Raw genomic sequence first — 16,078 nt, forward strand, 5'->3', positions numbered from 1 at the left:
GTTATTTATGTGGTATTTTAATATTTTAGTAAATAGGCAATTTTACTGGGGATATGACTATATTTAGGGAATGGAAAAGCAAGGCGTGGGTAAGACTTCGCAGGGGGGAAAGGTTTTGAGAAAAATTGAGGGGATTAAACTAATTTGCTACAATAAGCATAAGCTATTTAGCAATGCACTGGCCAGTGTAAAATTTTAAATTATAGGAGAATATGATATGTGTCCAATTGCGCGAAAAATGCCAAAAACGATGGAAAAAGATTTTATTACAACAAAAAGACAGGAATTAAAAATTAAGAATGAGTATGATATTGAAAAGCAAGTATACATAGCTGCTATTAATAGAGCTGCAATTAATAAGAAAAGATGTGATAATACTAATAGCATTTTGGGTAGATTAGTAAGGTTGGATGATGATATGCCTTATACAGCTATTATCACTGATATTTTTGAAACTACGGATAAGATTCATGTCATTTATAGCGTATTCAATATAAGTGGACAATCACGTGATATTGATCAGGGTTATGCATACAGTGGATTTCAATATGAGCAATTATGTCAGATCTCTAATTTATTATTGAGAGAAAATGAGCCGATATTTGAGTTGATTGGAAAAAGTTGCATTGTTATGTTGAAACATAAAGGGCAATATCTGAATCTACATGTATTAGAGGCGGTTGAAGGATTGGAAGAACTGGAAAATCAGGATTTTGATGAGGAGAACGATGATGACCAGTGAAAAAATTGAGACAAGCGAGTGGAGATTCTCGGACTTCGCAGTATTAAATGGTAGGGAAGAAAATTTAAGAAAGGCTTGGATTTCAGACCAAGCCTCACCTTCTTCAAAATATAAGCTAGAAGATTTTAGAAAAGAGCAAGAAAAAAATAGGGGCATAATATTTAATGGTAAAACAAAAACAATTGATACGAATATATTTTCAGGATATTTGCTCAACAGATTTTCCATAATTTTAATGATGGGGAAATTAGCTTTATATAACTATAGATTTGGAAAATATGTATTCATTCCTGAAGATGATGTAAAAAGCTTCTTCTACAAAGTGATTGAGGAATATGATTCTGCAATATGGACTATGAATATTGAGAAATCATATTTTACAGAAGTACTAAGACGAGCTAAGTCTTATAGAAATTTTACAATACCCAAAGATAAATTAGTGTTTCTTAATGGAACACTCAGTATATCAGAAAACAAGTTCTATCCAGGAGAACATAACCCCCAGATTATAAACTTTTATAGTCTGGAGTATGAATATAATACTAATGCTGAGTGTAATGAATTCAAGAATTTTTTGAATGATGTTTTTAATGGAGATGAAAGCGTCATTGCTAATGTACAGGAAATGTTTGGATATACTTTCTTATATGGTGAATATCCTATTCAGAAGCTTTTTCTTTTATATGGTGTAGGCAGAAATGGAAAAGGTGTTTTGATGAAATTGTTGACAGAATTGCATAACCCTATGAACGTATCAGCTGTATTTTTAGATGACCTATCGGAAAGGTTTGGTAAACAAGAGGTTTGGGATAAGGTCCTAAACATAAGTGGTGAAAGGTCACAGAAAAAGCCACTTGATACAGCTGTTATTAAGACACTTACTGGTAATGACCCTATTAGTGTAGAAAATAAGTATGAGAAAGCTTTTACCACATATATCTATTGTAAATTTATTGTGTGTAGCAATGAACCAATAGAGACGACGGATGGGTCAAATGGATATTTATCAAGGCTTCTACCAATAGAATTCCCAAATGTATATAGAGAGTTACACAGTGGAGAGCAAAAGGTAGAAGGGAATCATTATCAGGATAAGAATCTGTTTGGTAGATTGAAGGAAGAATTGCCTGGTATCTTGAAATGGGCACTTGAAGGTTTGTTTAGATTGAAGGGTAAGGAGTGGAACCTCACACAAAGCGATAATATAGATAATTTGAAGATGAAGTATTATTATATGGGCCAACCAGTTAAACATTTTTTTGACTCTTGCGTTGAAAAAGGGACAGAAAATGACAGCATATCTACATCGTTAATTTATCAGTACTTTACAAGATGGGCAAATGAAAATGATATTTCAACAAAATGCTTCAATCAAGTAAAGGTATTTCATGAAGCTGCTAGACATTGCTTAGACGATATTAACTGTTCATCTACAACCAAATTGAAAAATGGAAATGCATATTATTTTGGAATTAAAATAAAAAAGAATTGGGTAAATATTACGTTAATCTAAGTAGTAATAGCGAAAATGATTAGGTGGATATCTTACAAAAACTTTTTGTTAAAATAAATATATAAAATTTAAAATTTATTTAAGATATCCACTTGTTTGATTCTAGTGGAAACCGTTGGGGATTTGACAAATATCAATTGCTTTAAATTGAATTATTTAGTGCTAAATTATTACCTGATAGATCTTAATGACTCAAAAATGATTATAAGCGTAGCCTGTAATAGTAATAACTTAATCAGTAAGCAAAATATATATAATAATATTGAGAGGATATCACATGGAAAAAGATAAGATAAAGATTGACTTAGTAATTGAACAGTTGGCCTCTCTAGTATGGCTACAGTACAAACATGATAAGGAAGAAGGAATAGAGAATGCAAACATCAAATGATAAAATGAAAAGAGCTGCAATATATTGTCGTGTAAGCACAACTGAGCAGCTTGATGGTTACAGTATAGATGAGCAACAAGAATTAGTTATGGAAATGTGTAGAAATAACGGCTATGAGGTCATCGATATTTATTCGGATAGGGGCATTTCAGCTAAAAATATAGACGGAAGACCAGAACTGAAAAGACTACTTAGAGATGCTTCTAACTGTAAATTTGATATCGTTATATCATGGAAGATATCAAGAATCTCTAGAAACTTAAGAGATCTTCTCAATATTATAGAAGACCTAGAACGCTACAATGTCAGAATTAAGTTTATATCTGATGATGTAGACACTACAACACCAGCAGGAAGATTGCAGTTACAGTTACTTGGTATGGTTGCTGAATTTGAGCGCGAAAACATTAGTGCCAATGTTAGAATGGGTATGAATGCAAGAGCAAAGGATGGATTGTGGTGTGGTGGAAAGGTTATGGGTTATGATAGCATAAAGGTAGAAGATGATAATGGAAAATCCATTAGAACATTAAAAGTGAATGAAAATGAGGCATCTACAGTTAGAACTATTTTTGACCTATATGTCTCAGGTAAAGGCTATAAAGCTATTGTTAGTAAGATTAATGGAATTGGATTACGTACAAAAAAATTGAATGATTTTTCAGTAGGTACAGTCAGGACAATATTAATGAATCCTGTTTATATTGGAAAAATTCGATTTGGAGTAAATCAAGGTTGGAGCAAGAATAGAAGAAGAGACAAGAATCCGGATCCAATTATTGCCGAAGGAAGACATGATGCTATCATTACTCAGGAAATATGGGATAAGGTACAGGCAATCATGAAGGTTAAAGGAGGAAAGCGAGCTAGAGTCTACAACGATTATTTCCCTCTTACTGGAATCCTCAGATGTCCTGAATGTGGAGCAGGTATGGTCATATCACGTGTACCTGGAGCTGGAGGAATAAAGATTCCCAAGTATAGCTGTGGAGCATGGAAGAATAAAGGTACATCTGTCTGTCACAACAATTCCATTAAAGCGGAAGATGCTAATACGTATGTATTAGACAAAATCAAAGGACTTTTGTCTAATGATCGTGTAATTAGAAACGTTGTAAAAAAGATTAATAAGGAAAATATAGACAAAGAAGTACCCTATAGAAAAACATATGACAAAGTAGTTAAAGACCTGAATGCTATGGAAGGTAAAAAACGAAAGTTATTTGAAGCATTTGAAGAAGAGCTAATAAACAAAAGTGAATTTATGGAACGAAAGGAACAACAAAACTCAGAAATCAGGCAGTTAGAAGAGCAGAAGCATTTATGTCTTGAAGTTATTGATCAATGTGGAGGTGAACAGATTTCGTATGAAGAAGTTAAAGAAATACTTGCAGGAGCTTCAGGCATATTCAATAACGGTAACAGAGATGAAGTAAAACTGTTACTTCATATGATAATTGATAAGATTACAATTGGCCATTCAAGGCAGATAGATACAATACATATCAAATTAAATGATGATCTTATAGATTATCTTGGAAATAGTGGAGGTGCATCCGATGAGGATGCATCTCTTTTTAAGTTTGAAGACCATGAAAAGTACAGAAATATTAATATTAAATTCGCAATGTAGGCTATTTTCAAGTGAAAAAGACAATGATAGATTGCAATAGTAAAAATAGTATTAATATTGTCTGTAAAGTAGTATAGTAACTTTAACATTATATTACAAATATTACAAATTCTGTAATATAAAATGACACTAGGAGGATAAATTTAATGGGGTTTATGGACAAGTTAAAAGAAGCAGCAGATAAGGCAAAGGAAACTGCTGAAAATGCAGCGCAAAAGGCAAAAGAAGTATATGAACAAAAAAAAGAAGAGCATGAAGAAAAGAAGTTAGTAGAAGAGGCTTATGATATTGAAATGAAGGAAAAAGTAAGAGTATTATCAAAAAGCTTAATAGATGCAATATATGAATCAGGCGATGATAGTAATGGTGGATTTTATACAGATATAGTAGAAAGCGATATATTAGCATTTACAAAAGATTTCTTTGAAAAAATATTATTACCTGCAAACAGTGCAAGTAAGTCATATATTTCTATGTACCCTTATATCGATGAAAAGAAGCTAAAATCAATTAATAAATCATTTCCTAATTATGATGCAACTGAAATAGCAGTGATTATGATAAAAGATACAGATAATCAAGAATTTTTATTAACAACTAGGAGCTTCTACTTTAAAGTAGCACATCCAGACGATGGCAAATATTTTGCAATAGGTAAAGTTTCCTGTAATAAGATAAGTATATTTACATTGGAAAAACAAGAGATCTCATATACATTTAAATGTGATGGATTCAAATTGGCTGATTTGAAGATTACTAATAAATATGAGGAAGATTTTATTACATTAAATAACTACTTTAAATGCATTACAAAAAAAGATTTTGAGATAACTGACCAAGAAATTGATACTATTATTCATGAAAAAATTGGCGATAAGGTATATGAGCAAGTAAAAAAATACATGATATATGATGATGAATTAGCAATTTATTTCGCTTGGGGGCTAGATTCAATAACTGCAAAGGATTACATTGTTTGTACAACAAAGCAAATAATAATTATGAATAGAGAAGCCTTCGGAGCAACAGCAAATGTTAAACAGTTCTATTATGAAGATATCACATCAGTTGCAACAATTCAAAACACAAATAATTCTACTTTGACTGGCATGATTGTAGATGCTGCATTAACGGCCGCATTAAAACTATGTGACCTAGAAATTAATGTAGCTGGTGCTAAAGAAAAAATCAGCACTTTAAATAAACTGGAAGCTGAAAGGGTAGTTGCTCTATATCATCTATACAGAAAATCTATCAAGCAAGAAAATAAACAACCACAGGTAATTATGCAGCAGAGCGAAGCAAAACCTGACATAATTGATCAAATAACACAACTAGCTAAGCTAAAAGATGCTGGGATTTTGACAGAAGAAGAATTTGATAATAAAAAGGCAGATTTGTTAGCTAAATTATAACAGTGATAACAGGGGGAATATGCGGAGTTATTAACCCTAGAATTATCGGAAAAAGTGTTATTAAAAGTTTTGAAATTGTGTAAGATTAATAGTTTTCATCGTAGTGTTAGCAATTTGTTTTCGTTATTATAATTGAACCAATAAGCGTAAAGTGAAAATGGATTTGTAACTAAGAAATTATACTCATTTAGCATCGTTTTGGTCGTGAGTATACAATATACTAGGGGGATAATGTTTATATGGAAATTAAAAAGAATTCTTTGATGGAGAAGATATTCCAGTTTTTTGTGAGACATTGGATTTTGTCAACGCTCGTTTCGACTATAGCAAGTTTGTTTTTTATAACTGTACAAATTTTGGGAAATAAATTCAACTGGTTTAATGAGGATGGTGTAATACGAACTCCTGTTATGATTGCTTTTTGGATTTGTTTTATCATATCTTTATTATATACTTTATTAAAAGCAAAACAGGATCTTGTATTTTCAAAGAATAATATTTCTGAGAAGGCAATTTTGAATGAGGTTATATCCTGTAACAACGCAATACATACAAAGAATTATTACAGATTGATAGATAATATCGGAAAAAAAAATAATGGAAATCCTTCCGTGATAATGTATGATTATAAGCAAGAAGGTGGAGAATTATTAGAGCAATTAAATATTTGTCTAGCTAAAACATTAAATTTACAGAGAGAAAGAATTGGGCTAAGTATATGTGTTAGGCTAAACAATGAACAAGAATGGAAGACATTTTCCAGATTAAATACATCTAACAATTCACAAATAAATATACTTTTTAATGAGAAACAGTCTACCGCATATAAATTGATTAATGAAAATATACCTTTTATTTTTATATTTGATAAAACTAAATCATATAAAGAACACTCATATGTAAAAAGTAGCAAGGATGGAAAGGATGTTCAAGGTTCAATAATCTGCATTAATGTTAGTTTATGTAGTGGTGGTACAAAATATATGGACGCAATTTTAAGTATTACAACATACGAGATAAAAATCTGTGAAGAACAAGAAACAGCAGATGTAGAACATACAATCAAAGATATTATTATTCCTGGATTTGAAAAGTATCTCGATCTTTTGCTTTTCAAATACTATTTGAATGCCAGAGCAAAATAATCCTATATTAAAGGATAATAATTTTTGAATTGAGAGGTTATAGCTGATTATATGTGTAAATATACGATGTGCTTTATTATACAAAAGGATAGCATTTTACTATTGAATAGAGAAAAATCAAAATGGATGGGAAGTTGGAATGGAATTGGAGGAAAGTTTATTAATGAAGAAGAAACTCCAATGATGTGTATCAAAAGAGAGGTTTATGAAGAAACAGGGATAAACATTAAACATTTCAACTATAAAGGTATAATAAATCGAGTTGAAGACAACATTCAAAGTGGTGAAATATATGTTTTTACAGCAGAGTTACCTGAAAATATTACATATACCACACCTAGGAAGACGAGAGAAGGTATACTTGATTGGAAATTGATTTCATGGATTCTACATCCGGAGAATACAGGGGTTGCAACAAATATACCCCAATTCTTACCGTTATTGTTAGAATCAGATGAAATATATGAACATTCATGTGTATATGAAAATAATTATTTGGTAGAATGTAAATCTACAAAATTAAGCAATCAATCATAAATCTTACTAATTGTTACAAAAAAGTCAAGAGATTTTGAAATGAAAAGTAAGTTCTATTAATAACTCATTGAAATGGTAAAACTAATTGAGGTAATATTAATATTATACAGTTAGAATTACCGGAAAAAGTGATACGGAGAACCGTATCATAAATAGCGGTAAATTTAATTTTGAATTAGGGTGAAAAACAATTGAATGGCGGAGCTTGGTTAGTAAGTTACATTAATGGATTACGGGCTCGCCAAAAAAGATTAAATAGAATATTATAGAGTGAATTATGAGAGCATTGTAAATTATTGGGATAATTAAAATCGATTACTTTTAGGGGAAAAAATGAAAATTGGGTTTGTAAGACACTATAAAGTTGATTATAAGGCTAAGAAAATGATGAACTCTAATGATTTTGAAGAGTATGTTACTAGTTATGATAATGCAACAGTAATAGAAAATAAAATTGATTTGGAACATAGTCAATGGAATAAATGTTACTGTAGTGATTTGACAAGAGCTATAATAACAGCAAAGACTATCTATGATAAAGAATTGGAAACAACAGATTTATTAAGAGAAGTAAAAATGTATCCAGTTAAAAAAATACGATTAAAGATACCTGGTTTCCTATGGAGTATTTCTTCTAGAATTGCATGGAAGATAAACCATGTTTCGCAATTAGAAACATCAGATGATACGAAAAAAAGAGCAAAAGAATTTTTGAGTAAATTAGATTTAAAAGAAGATGAAAATATATTAATAGTATCTCATGGATTTTTCTTGATAACATTAATCAATGAATTGAAACTATTAGGATTCAAAGGAGATATCCCTAGGAATATGAAAAATGGATATTTGTATATACTTGAAAAATAATATTTAAAATAATAAAATGCAAAAGACACTACAAATTTGATTAAAATTAATATAAAAAATATAAGACAACTAATTTCATTTTTTTGTGAAATAGTTGTCTGTTTTTTAATAGTTGAGTTATAGCAGTAAGTATATTATAATCTTTAAATATGACAAATACCCCATAGGATAGAAAAAGCATAGAAAAAGGGACAGAAAAGGATATAATAAAACAATTATGAAAGCAAATAAAAGTAGAAGCAAGACAATAATAAACGGTATTATTATAATAATATTGGTTGTTGCGATATATAAATATAAAGCAACATTTCTAAGTGCATTTGTACAAATGAAGCAAGTAGCGCTATGGCAATTATTATTGGCATTTTTAGCTTCAATGATATATCAAGTGATTGATGGGATTAATGTTGCATCTTTAGTAAAAGTACACAATCCCAAATTCAGATTCATTGATGGCGTGTGGTGTATGTTATATACATCATTTTATAGAGTTATATCATTTGGCAGTGCGCAAGCTATCGCTACTACCTATTATCTAAGTAAGAATGATGTTTCGATTTCTAAGGGGACAGGAATATCAGCAATCAATTATATGTTACACAAGATGATGATAGCAATACTATGTATTATATTTTTCATACTAGGATACAGTAGTATCAGTAATATTTATGGTGGTTATTTTCACTACCTTATATATAGTTTGATATTAGTATTTATCGTATGTATGTTATTTTTGCTTTTTTGCACAAGCGAAAAGTTTCATAATTTAATCGCCAAGGGTATCCAAAAATTAAATAGGAACGGAAAACTTGACAATTTTCAAACAAAAATGAATGAGCAAATGGATGAAATGAGATGTTCTTCCATAGAATTACTAAAAGATAAGAAAAGAATTGCATGGATCTGTTTTTACGATATTTTTAAATTATTAAGTTGGTATGTGATACCATATATTTTCTTGATTAATAGTACAGGAAGCTCTCTGTTTATTTGTTTAGCAATTATGTCATTTGTGGTTGCAATAGCTGGCGTAATGGTTGCACCAGCTGGAATTGGAACATTAGAGTTTGTGTTTATGCTCTTGTTTGCAGGAATGGCGTCGAATGATAAATTGCTTCTTGCGATTTTGTTATATAGATTTTTTGCTTTTGTTGTACCTGGTCTTGTTGGAGTTATCGTTGTAATTGTGCATAAGCTTTTCATTTATAAAAATGAGCATTATATAAATAAAGTTTAGAATATTAGTTACCTTTTAAATTCAGCATAAGAAATGCTATTGCTTTTCTGCTTGAAACTGAATTTGATTTCCGAAATGAATAATCCTGTTAAAGCTAATGCCGCACCTAAAATAGCTATCCATGTAATCTCTTCGTGTAATATAGTGATGGAGGTTGCAACTGTAATCACTGGTACCAAGTAGATATAAATGCTAGTTCTAACAGCTCCTAACAATCTGACAGCCAAATTCCATGTTACAAAGCAGAGCGCAGACGCACCGAATCCTAAAAAAAGAATGTTAAATAGATAAACTGGATTTTGAAAGCGTTCCAATCTAATGCTAAAGTCAAAGAGGAATAATGTTGGTATCATAAAGAGTATACCATAAGTAAAAACTCGCCGTGTGGTCTGAATGGTATTGTAACCATAGGCGCTGATTTTGCGTGTCAAAATAGAATAACAAGCCCATACGATTGCAGCTAACACAGCAAGCAAGTCACCAATTGGATTTAAATGAAATGTTGTGCTACCATTAAAGCTAATAAGGCAAATGCCCATCATAGAAGCTCCAAAGCCCAAAAAGAAGTTTGCTTTTAGCTTTTCGCCATCCAATAAGTAATGTGCCAAAAGTGCTGTGAAGAATGGCGCTATAGAAATGATAACGCCAACATTAGAAGCCATTGAATAGGTCAAGGCGATATTTTCTAACAGATAATAAAGCGTTACTCCCGTCAGTCCGGCACATGCGAATGTGATTTCTTGCTTTTTATCCGTTACTTTCAAACGCTTTGGGTACACGATGATAAGCAACGTTAGACCCAGAATGAATCGAAAAAATAATATCTCAATAGGTAAAAAATCCTTCAACAGAATTTTAGTGGATATAAATGTCGTTCCCCAAATGAGAATGGTGATGAGTGCTGATAAATGACCAGCGGTGCTTTTGTTTTGTTTCATGTTTTTCTCCATTATTTATCATTGTCAGTAAATATATTCTGGTATTGCTTCGGCGTTAAGCCGATAAAGTTTTTGAAAAATTTTGTGAAATGACTTTGGTCCGTGAAACCTGATTGTCCTGCTGATTCAATCAGCGTAATACCTTGCTCTAATTGCTTTTTAGCGTGGTTGACACGGATGGTTTCCAAATACTGATAGGGGGTAAGCCCCTTTTGACGAGTAAAACTCCGTAATAGAGTGTACTTGTTTAATCCAGATATATTGCTTAAATCGTCAAGACTGATTGGTTCTGAAAAGTTTTCGTCCATGTACTTATATGCTTTTTGAATTTCAGCACTTGCCTCAAACGACTTTGCTAGGATTGGTTTTGTGTAATTAGCAAGGAGCTGCTCAATCAAAAAATAAAAGGCTTCTTCTTTTTGAAAATCCGATCGCTCGTCCATCAGCATCTGATGAAGCTCACGAAGCAGAGAAACCTGCTCACTGCGAAATACCACAGGCTCGATAAATTCCGGTAAATCATTTTGACTTGTGATTTCATATGCGATTTTTTGCATAACGGCTGGTTTAATATTGATACACCTATAATCCAAAGTCTGATCATCAATTTGCTCACAAGTATGACTGTCCATCGGGTTAAACAAAAGAATGTCCCCAGTGCCTATCATATACTCTTTATTTTTGCAGGATAAATGTCGACTCCCATTTTCAATAAAACCTATCACGTAATATTCATGAAAGTGGTTCGGAAATTTCTGCATAATTCCTTTGAAACGATATGCTTCAATACCGAGTACTTTATCAAAGCGTGCAATGCGTTCTTCTTGCGTCATCATATAGCCTCCTTTAGATAATCAGTATATCACTTATTAACAGAGTTCTCTTGTATGATATTGACATTAAACAAGAAAATGAGTGATACTTGATATTTATTGGTGCGATATAGATTCGATATATGAGTTGGAATCCTTGAATGATGTTATGTATTCTTCAAAAGAAGAAGAAACAAAATAAAAATAAAACAGTTTAGAATTCGAAAGTTCTAAACTGCTTTGTTTTTGCGATTAATTAACTGTTATTACTGATACAGGACAACCTTCTTGTGCTTCCACAGCTGTTGCTTCAGCATCCTTAGGCACTTCGTCAACGTAAACCTCTGCTAAATCATTTTCTCCCATGCGAAATACTTCTGGACATGTTGCTGGACATAATCCGCAAGCAATACATCCATCTTCAATTGATGCTTTCATAATAGTGTCTCCTTTCAATTTTAGTAATATGTGTTTTGATACAGTACTACATTAGTATCTAGAAAAACCAGGAAATAATTCATTTTTTTTAAATAAAGGAATAGAGAAATTTTATTCGTTTAGATAGAAAATATAATTGAAGATAATATTTCAATAATAATATAATTATATTATATACTAAAATGCTATTATATAATATAATAAAGGGAAATATTGGATGAAAATACATTGCTTTCTTAAGTTGATTAAGAAAAAATTGTGATATTAACCTATATGGTTTTAATATTAGAGTATCTAATTGTAAGCAAGATAATATATATTCGTAATATACTTAAAAATGAGGAAATACAATTGAAAAAATTTAACAATCAACCAGGAATTATTACTAAGACGTTGAAAACTATTCCGGATGTGTTTTTTGAAAATGGAATTTTAATCGTACTGTCAGCTTTGATTCTATTATTACCAATTAAAATGATATATATATTCATAACAAATTATTGGGACGAAGAATATATTTATTGTGGGATTCAAACAGGAATTATATATATAGGTTTTGTTTTTGGAGTTCTATTCTTTGCAAAGAGGATTATAGAATATGGTTTCGCTTATATAACAAATATATTTAAGACTCATAAGTGGCTTATATTTTTTGCTGGATTTTTGATTTGGGCTTTTATCGCTTCTACATTTTCAGATGACCCACAGTTGGCATTTTACAGTAATTTACATAGAAATGAAGGCTATGTTGTTTTTGTCTATTATATTATCACCTTTCTAATGGCTGGATTGATAAAAAGCAGTAAGAAAAAGAGAATATTATTAAATGTATTTGCAGTGAGTGCAACACTTTTATGTGCTGTAACTGTATTGCAAAGATATAATGCAGTAGCTTTGTTTTTTAATATGCAAAATTGTGTTTTATTTACTGCTACAGGGAACTTTGAGTCGGTATTTTGCTATTTTAATCATTACGGCTATTATTTGTGCATGGTCGTTTTGTGCTGTGCCGGTCTTATATTTACTGATGAAAAAAAGAAATCTTTATTAGGTCATTCACTTATGATGATTATTAATGTTTGGACATTGGTTTTAAATGATACCTTTGGCAGTTATCTTGCGGCTACAATTGCGATGTGTGTAATACCGGCTTTAATTATCAAAAAAGCAAAGATGAATCATGAAAAGATGAATCATTGGGCTGTGTTTAAATTAGCACTACCATTATTGATATTTGTGATTATAAGTTTCTCGTCATCTTTATCACAAAATTCTATCTCTTCGCAGTTTGGACAACTAACTACAGATGTAGGCAAGGTTATCACAGATGATTCTAATGCAGATGCTGCAGGAACAGGGCGTTGGAATTTATGGAAAGTAACTTCTGATTTTATAGCAGAAAGACCAGTATTTGGATTTGGAGCAGAAGGCCTTATTGATAAATATTTCGAATTAGGATTCATAAATGACAGACCTGCAAATGAGTATATTCAGTATGCAGCATTTTGGGGAATTCCTGGTATGATTTTATATTTACTTGCATTATTTAGTATATTAATTGTTTGTATGAAAAATCTAAAAACATTGAAACCAATCACATTAGCAATTGGAGGATGTGTGTTAGCATATGCAATCTCAGCATGTTTTGGAAATACAATGTATTATACAACCATTTATTTTTATATGTTTCTTGGACTAGTAAGCAGAGATTAGGCTGTTGGATGAAAACAAAAAAGTCATGATATATTAGATACGTCTAATTAAAGAAAGGAGTTGAGCCGGGTAAGCTCATCTCCTTTCTTTTTTGACTAAAATATAATTTCCCTCACCAGATGTGTTTGATTATATGTCTTAAAATATTGACATTGTTAAGAAGAATGTAGACAATAGTGATGCTACAAGTGAAACAACAGTAATCTGCGTATTAATGGAAGGTCCTGCAGTGTCTTTAAATGGATCACCTACGGTATCTCCAACAACGGCTGCTTTATGAGTATCAGAACCTTTACCGCCATTATGACCTGACTCAACATATTTCTTTGTGTTATCCCATAGGCCACCAGAGTTGGACATAAATAGTGCAAATAATAATCCACTAATTATGTTACCTGTTAAGAATCCACCAGTGGCTTTAACGCCTCCAATGAAACCAACTAGAACGGTTATTATAATTACGAACAATCCGGCTGGAACAAGCTCTTTGATTGCACCAGTAGTTGCAATTTCAATACATTTATCATATTCAGGAACAACTCCCTTTTTCCCTTCTCTTAAGCCGATAATCTCATTGAACTGACGGTGAATTTCTTTTATCATACGCTGAGCATTACGCTGAACTCCGAGAATTAACATTGCAGAAAAAACGGCAGGTATTGCAGCGCCCACTAATAAACCAAAGAAAACAAGAGGATCCATAATGTCAAATCCGGTAAGAGCTGGCATATGAAGGTCTGGAGTAGCAATATTAAGTTCGGTAATCTTAACATTTACTTCACTGATAAATGTACCAAGCAAAGCAATTACTGTAAGACCAGCAGCTCCAATCGCAAAACCTTTTGTTATTGCTTTTACAGTATTGCCAGCGCTGTCAAGTGAATCTGTTATTTCAAGTGCTGTGTCCCCTAAGTCGCCCATCTCAACAAGACCACGGCCATTATCAACAATTGGGCCATAAGCATCATTTGATATAATCATTGCAACAATGGATAACATACCGACAGCAGCCATTGCGATTCCAAACATGGCATAGCCAGGACCTAATGGTTCACATACTTTGTATGCAGCAAGAGCTGAAACTCCAATGCCTATCATTGCGGGGAAAGCACTTATGAAACCATAGGAAATACCAGACAAAATTGTAAATGCTGGTCCAGATTCAGAAGCAGTGGCTACAATATGAACAGGCTTTTTCGTGTCGTTGGTGAAGTAATCGCTTGCGATTCCAATAATAACACCAACCAATAAACCAATAATACTTGCTAACCAGATACGCCATTCAAAATTAAAAGCATATGTAGCAGCTCCAGTTAAAGCTGCAAAAACTCCAGTTGTAATATATGTACTACTATTTAATGCTCTGGTAGGACTTCCGTTTTTTCCTATTCTTGCGGTTGCGACACCGATAATGGACGCTAACAAACCAAGTGTTGCATAGCAAAGAACCATAGAAGAATTAATTGTATTACCATTTATCGTATCTATATCTGAGCCAATTACAAGAGCCGCAGCCATTGAAGCAACATTAGAATCAAATAAGTCGGCACCCATACCAGCTACATCACCAACATTATCACCGACATTATCTGCAATTACAGCAGGGTTTCTTGGATCATCTTCAGGAATACCAAGTTCAACTTTCCCTACTAAATCAGCACTGATATCAGCTGTTTTGGTAAAGATACCACCACCAGCTTTTGCAAAAAGTGCGAGTGAACTTGCTCCAAAGCTAAATCCTAAAAGAGCAGTTGTGTTGTCTGTTAAGATGAGAACTAAAGTCACACCTAACAAACTGCTTCCAACAACCGCCATGCCCATTACGGCTCCACCACGAAATCCAGCCATAAAAGATGGCTTAATTCCTTTTGTGGAAGCTTCAGCAGCTTTCATATTCGCAATTGTTGAAACTGTTATTCCTATTTTACCTGCAATTGCTGAAAATATCGTACCACATAGGTAAGCGACTACAACAATTACATTGTCTAGCGGATTGCCCATCCAGATAGGTGAAGGAAGAAATACAAAAATAATGATTGCAGCTACCCCACAGAATCGTGCAAGCGTTTCGTATTCTTTCTTTAAGAATGTGTTAGCCCCGTTTTTAATTAATTTACCAATGCTGGCGATTTGTGGATTAGAAGCAGGCAGAGCTTTTACCCACTTATATAGCCAGAATGCTTCCCCAAAAGCTGCTAATGATATAATAATGGCAGCAATTTGGAAAAATTGAGTGTTAGTACCCATAATTTTCCTCATTTCCGCACTGCTTTTAATGGCTCGCGTAGCGAGACAATGTGCATATCAAGTTCATGAAAAAGCAGTGCAGACACAAACTTGTGTATGAAAGATAGCAAACTTTTCATACTTCCATTTTATGGCATTATATTTTAAATATACTATCTATAATATCACTAACATAAAATACGCACAATATAATTGCATAAATAATTGAAAAAAATATACAAAACTGACAATGAATCATATAGTTACTAATAATAAGAAATGAATCTTTTGCCCAAATATATAAAATCAAGTCAACTGTAAATAATTCCCAGTACAAACAATTGTAAACGTGTTATGATAATGTATATAAAGTAAGTATGATATACTATATAAAGTGTATGACTACTACCGTTAAAAGTATGCTTAATATTCATATGGAAATAAAATATAATAATCAATTTTGTGATTTAG

General features: G+C 32.1%; 13 protein-coding genes. 9 read left to right on the forward strand and 4 right to left on the reverse strand.

From position 1 onward, the window contains the following. Window positions 1-217 precede the first annotated feature (217 nt). The 8 genes from BMY18_RS03610 (at window position 218) to BMY18_RS03645 (ending at window position 9,480) form a co-directional block, all read left to right on the forward strand. A complete protein-coding gene (locus tag BMY18_RS03610) occupies window positions 218-742 on the forward strand; it encodes a hypothetical protein (protein WP_092450656.1) in 525 nt (174 codons plus the stop codon). Next, entirely contained in the window at window positions 729-2,255 is a 1,527-nt protein-coding gene (locus BMY18_RS03615; RefSeq protein ID WP_170841282.1) for a DNA primase family protein, read from the forward strand. The genes BMY18_RS03610 and BMY18_RS03615 overlap by 14 nt, the downstream gene beginning before the upstream one ends. A 374-nt stretch (window positions 2,256-2,629) precedes the next feature. Next, window positions 2,630-4,279, forward strand: a complete 1,650-nt coding sequence (locus BMY18_RS03620; protein ID WP_092450659.1) for a recombinase family protein — start codon at window positions 2,630-2,632, stop codon at window positions 4,277-4,279. Between the two features lie 146 nt (window positions 4,280-4,425). Then, window positions 4,426-5,694, forward strand: coding sequence for an SHOCT domain-containing protein (locus BMY18_RS21335; protein WP_242940952.1), 1,269 nt, complete (start codon window positions 4,426-4,428; stop codon window positions 5,692-5,694). 239 nt (window positions 5,695-5,933) lie between these two features. After that, window positions 5,934-6,839 (forward strand): hypothetical protein, encoded by a 906-nt coding sequence (locus BMY18_RS03630; protein WP_092450661.1) that lies wholly within the window; start codon window positions 5,934-5,936, stop codon window positions 6,837-6,839. A 66-nt stretch (window positions 6,840-6,905) separates the two neighbouring features. Further along, window positions 6,906-7,376, forward strand: a complete 471-nt coding sequence (locus tag BMY18_RS03635) for an NUDIX hydrolase (RefSeq protein WP_278280977.1) — start codon at window positions 6,906-6,908, stop codon at window positions 7,374-7,376. Window positions 7,377-7,709: 333 nt separating this feature from the next. Further along, window positions 7,710-8,243 carry a histidine phosphatase family protein gene (locus tag BMY18_RS03640; protein ID WP_092450665.1) on the forward strand — a complete coding sequence of 178 codons (534 nt, stop codon included), beginning with the start codon at window positions 7,710-7,712 and terminating at the stop codon, window positions 8,241-8,243. 217 nt (window positions 8,244-8,460) lie between these two features. Further along, complete coding sequence (locus tag BMY18_RS03645; RefSeq protein WP_092450667.1) at window positions 8,461-9,480, forward strand: lysylphosphatidylglycerol synthase transmembrane domain-containing protein; 1,020 nt, start codon at window positions 8,461-8,463, stop codon at window positions 9,478-9,480. Between the two features lie 8 nt (window positions 9,481-9,488). Here BMY18_RS03645 and BMY18_RS03650 read toward each other — a convergent pair whose 3' ends face one another. The 3 genes from BMY18_RS03650 to BMY18_RS03660 form a co-directional block, all read right to left on the reverse strand. Next, window positions 9,489-10,418 carry a DMT family transporter gene (locus tag BMY18_RS03650; protein WP_092450669.1) on the reverse strand — a complete coding sequence of 310 codons (930 nt, stop codon included), beginning with the start codon at window positions 10,416-10,418 and terminating at the stop codon, window positions 9,489-9,491. 11 nt (window positions 10,419-10,429) lie between these two features. Next, on the reverse strand, window positions 10,430-11,254 hold the full coding sequence (locus BMY18_RS03655) for an AraC family transcriptional regulator (RefSeq protein WP_330385926.1): 825 nt from the start codon (window positions 11,252-11,254) through the stop codon (window positions 10,430-10,432). Window positions 11,255-11,482: 228 nt separating this feature from the next. Then, window positions 11,483-11,668 (reverse strand): ferredoxin, encoded by a 186-nt coding sequence (locus BMY18_RS03660; protein WP_092450673.1) that lies wholly within the window; start codon window positions 11,666-11,668, stop codon window positions 11,483-11,485. A 351-nt stretch (window positions 11,669-12,019) separates the two neighbouring features. Between BMY18_RS03660 and BMY18_RS03665 the strand changes: the two genes are divergently transcribed. Continuing rightward, entirely contained in the window at window positions 12,020-13,381 is a 1,362-nt protein-coding gene (locus tag BMY18_RS03665) for an O-antigen ligase family protein (RefSeq protein ID WP_170841283.1), read from the forward strand. A gap of 138 nt (window positions 13,382-13,519) precedes the next feature. Here BMY18_RS03665 and BMY18_RS03670 read toward each other — a convergent pair whose 3' ends face one another. Further along, window positions 13,520-15,628, reverse strand: coding sequence for a sodium-translocating pyrophosphatase (locus BMY18_RS03670; RefSeq protein ID WP_242940954.1), 2,109 nt, complete (start codon window positions 15,626-15,628; stop codon window positions 13,520-13,522). Window positions 15,629-16,078 lie beyond the last annotated feature (450 nt).

This window comes from [Clostridium] fimetarium, from assembly GCF_900111235.1.
Classification (GTDB): Bacteria; Bacillota; Clostridia; order Lachnospirales; family Lachnospiraceae; genus Clostridium_N; species Clostridium_N fimetarium.

What these genes read in the sequence shown, in the direction of transcription:
- BMY18_RS03610 (WP_092450656.1), top strand. Translation starts at nt 218, where the DNA reads ATGTGTCCAATTGCGCGAAAAATGCCAAAAACGATGGAAAAAGATTTT.
- BMY18_RS03615 (WP_170841282.1), top strand. Translation starts at nt 729, where the DNA reads ATGATGACCAGTGAAAAAATTGAGACAAGCGAGTGGAGATTCTCGGAC.
- BMY18_RS03620 (WP_092450659.1), top strand. Translation starts at nt 2,630, where the DNA reads ATGCAAACATCAAATGATAAAATGAAAAGAGCTGCAATATATTGTCGT.
- BMY18_RS21335 (WP_242940952.1), top strand. Translation starts at nt 4,426, where the DNA reads ATGGGGTTTATGGACAAGTTAAAAGAAGCAGCAGATAAGGCAAAGGAA.
- BMY18_RS03630 (WP_092450661.1), top strand. Translation starts at nt 5,934, where the DNA reads ATGGAAATTAAAAAGAATTCTTTGATGGAGAAGATATTCCAGTTTTTT.
- BMY18_RS03635 (WP_278280977.1), top strand. Translation starts at nt 6,906, where the DNA reads ATGTGCTTTATTATACAAAAGGATAGCATTTTACTATTGAATAGAGAA.
- BMY18_RS03640 (WP_092450665.1), top strand. Translation starts at nt 7,710, where the DNA reads ATGAAAATTGGGTTTGTAAGACACTATAAAGTTGATTATAAGGCTAAG.
- BMY18_RS03645 (WP_092450667.1), top strand. Translation starts at nt 8,461, where the DNA reads ATGAAAGCAAATAAAAGTAGAAGCAAGACAATAATAAACGGTATTATT.
- BMY18_RS03650 (WP_092450669.1), bottom strand. Translation starts at nt 10,418, where the DNA reads ATGAAACAAAACAAAAGCACCGCTGGTCATTTATCAGCACTCATCACC.
- BMY18_RS03655 (WP_330385926.1), bottom strand. Translation starts at nt 11,254, where the DNA reads ATGATGACGCAAGAAGAACGCATTGCACGCTTTGATAAAGTACTCGGT.
- BMY18_RS03660 (WP_092450673.1), bottom strand. Translation starts at nt 11,668, where the DNA reads ATGAAAGCATCAATTGAAGATGGATGTATTGCTTGCGGATTATGTCCA.
- BMY18_RS03670 (WP_242940954.1), bottom strand. Translation starts at nt 15,628, where the DNA reads ATGGGTACTAACACTCAATTTTTCCAAATTGCTGCCATTATTATATCA.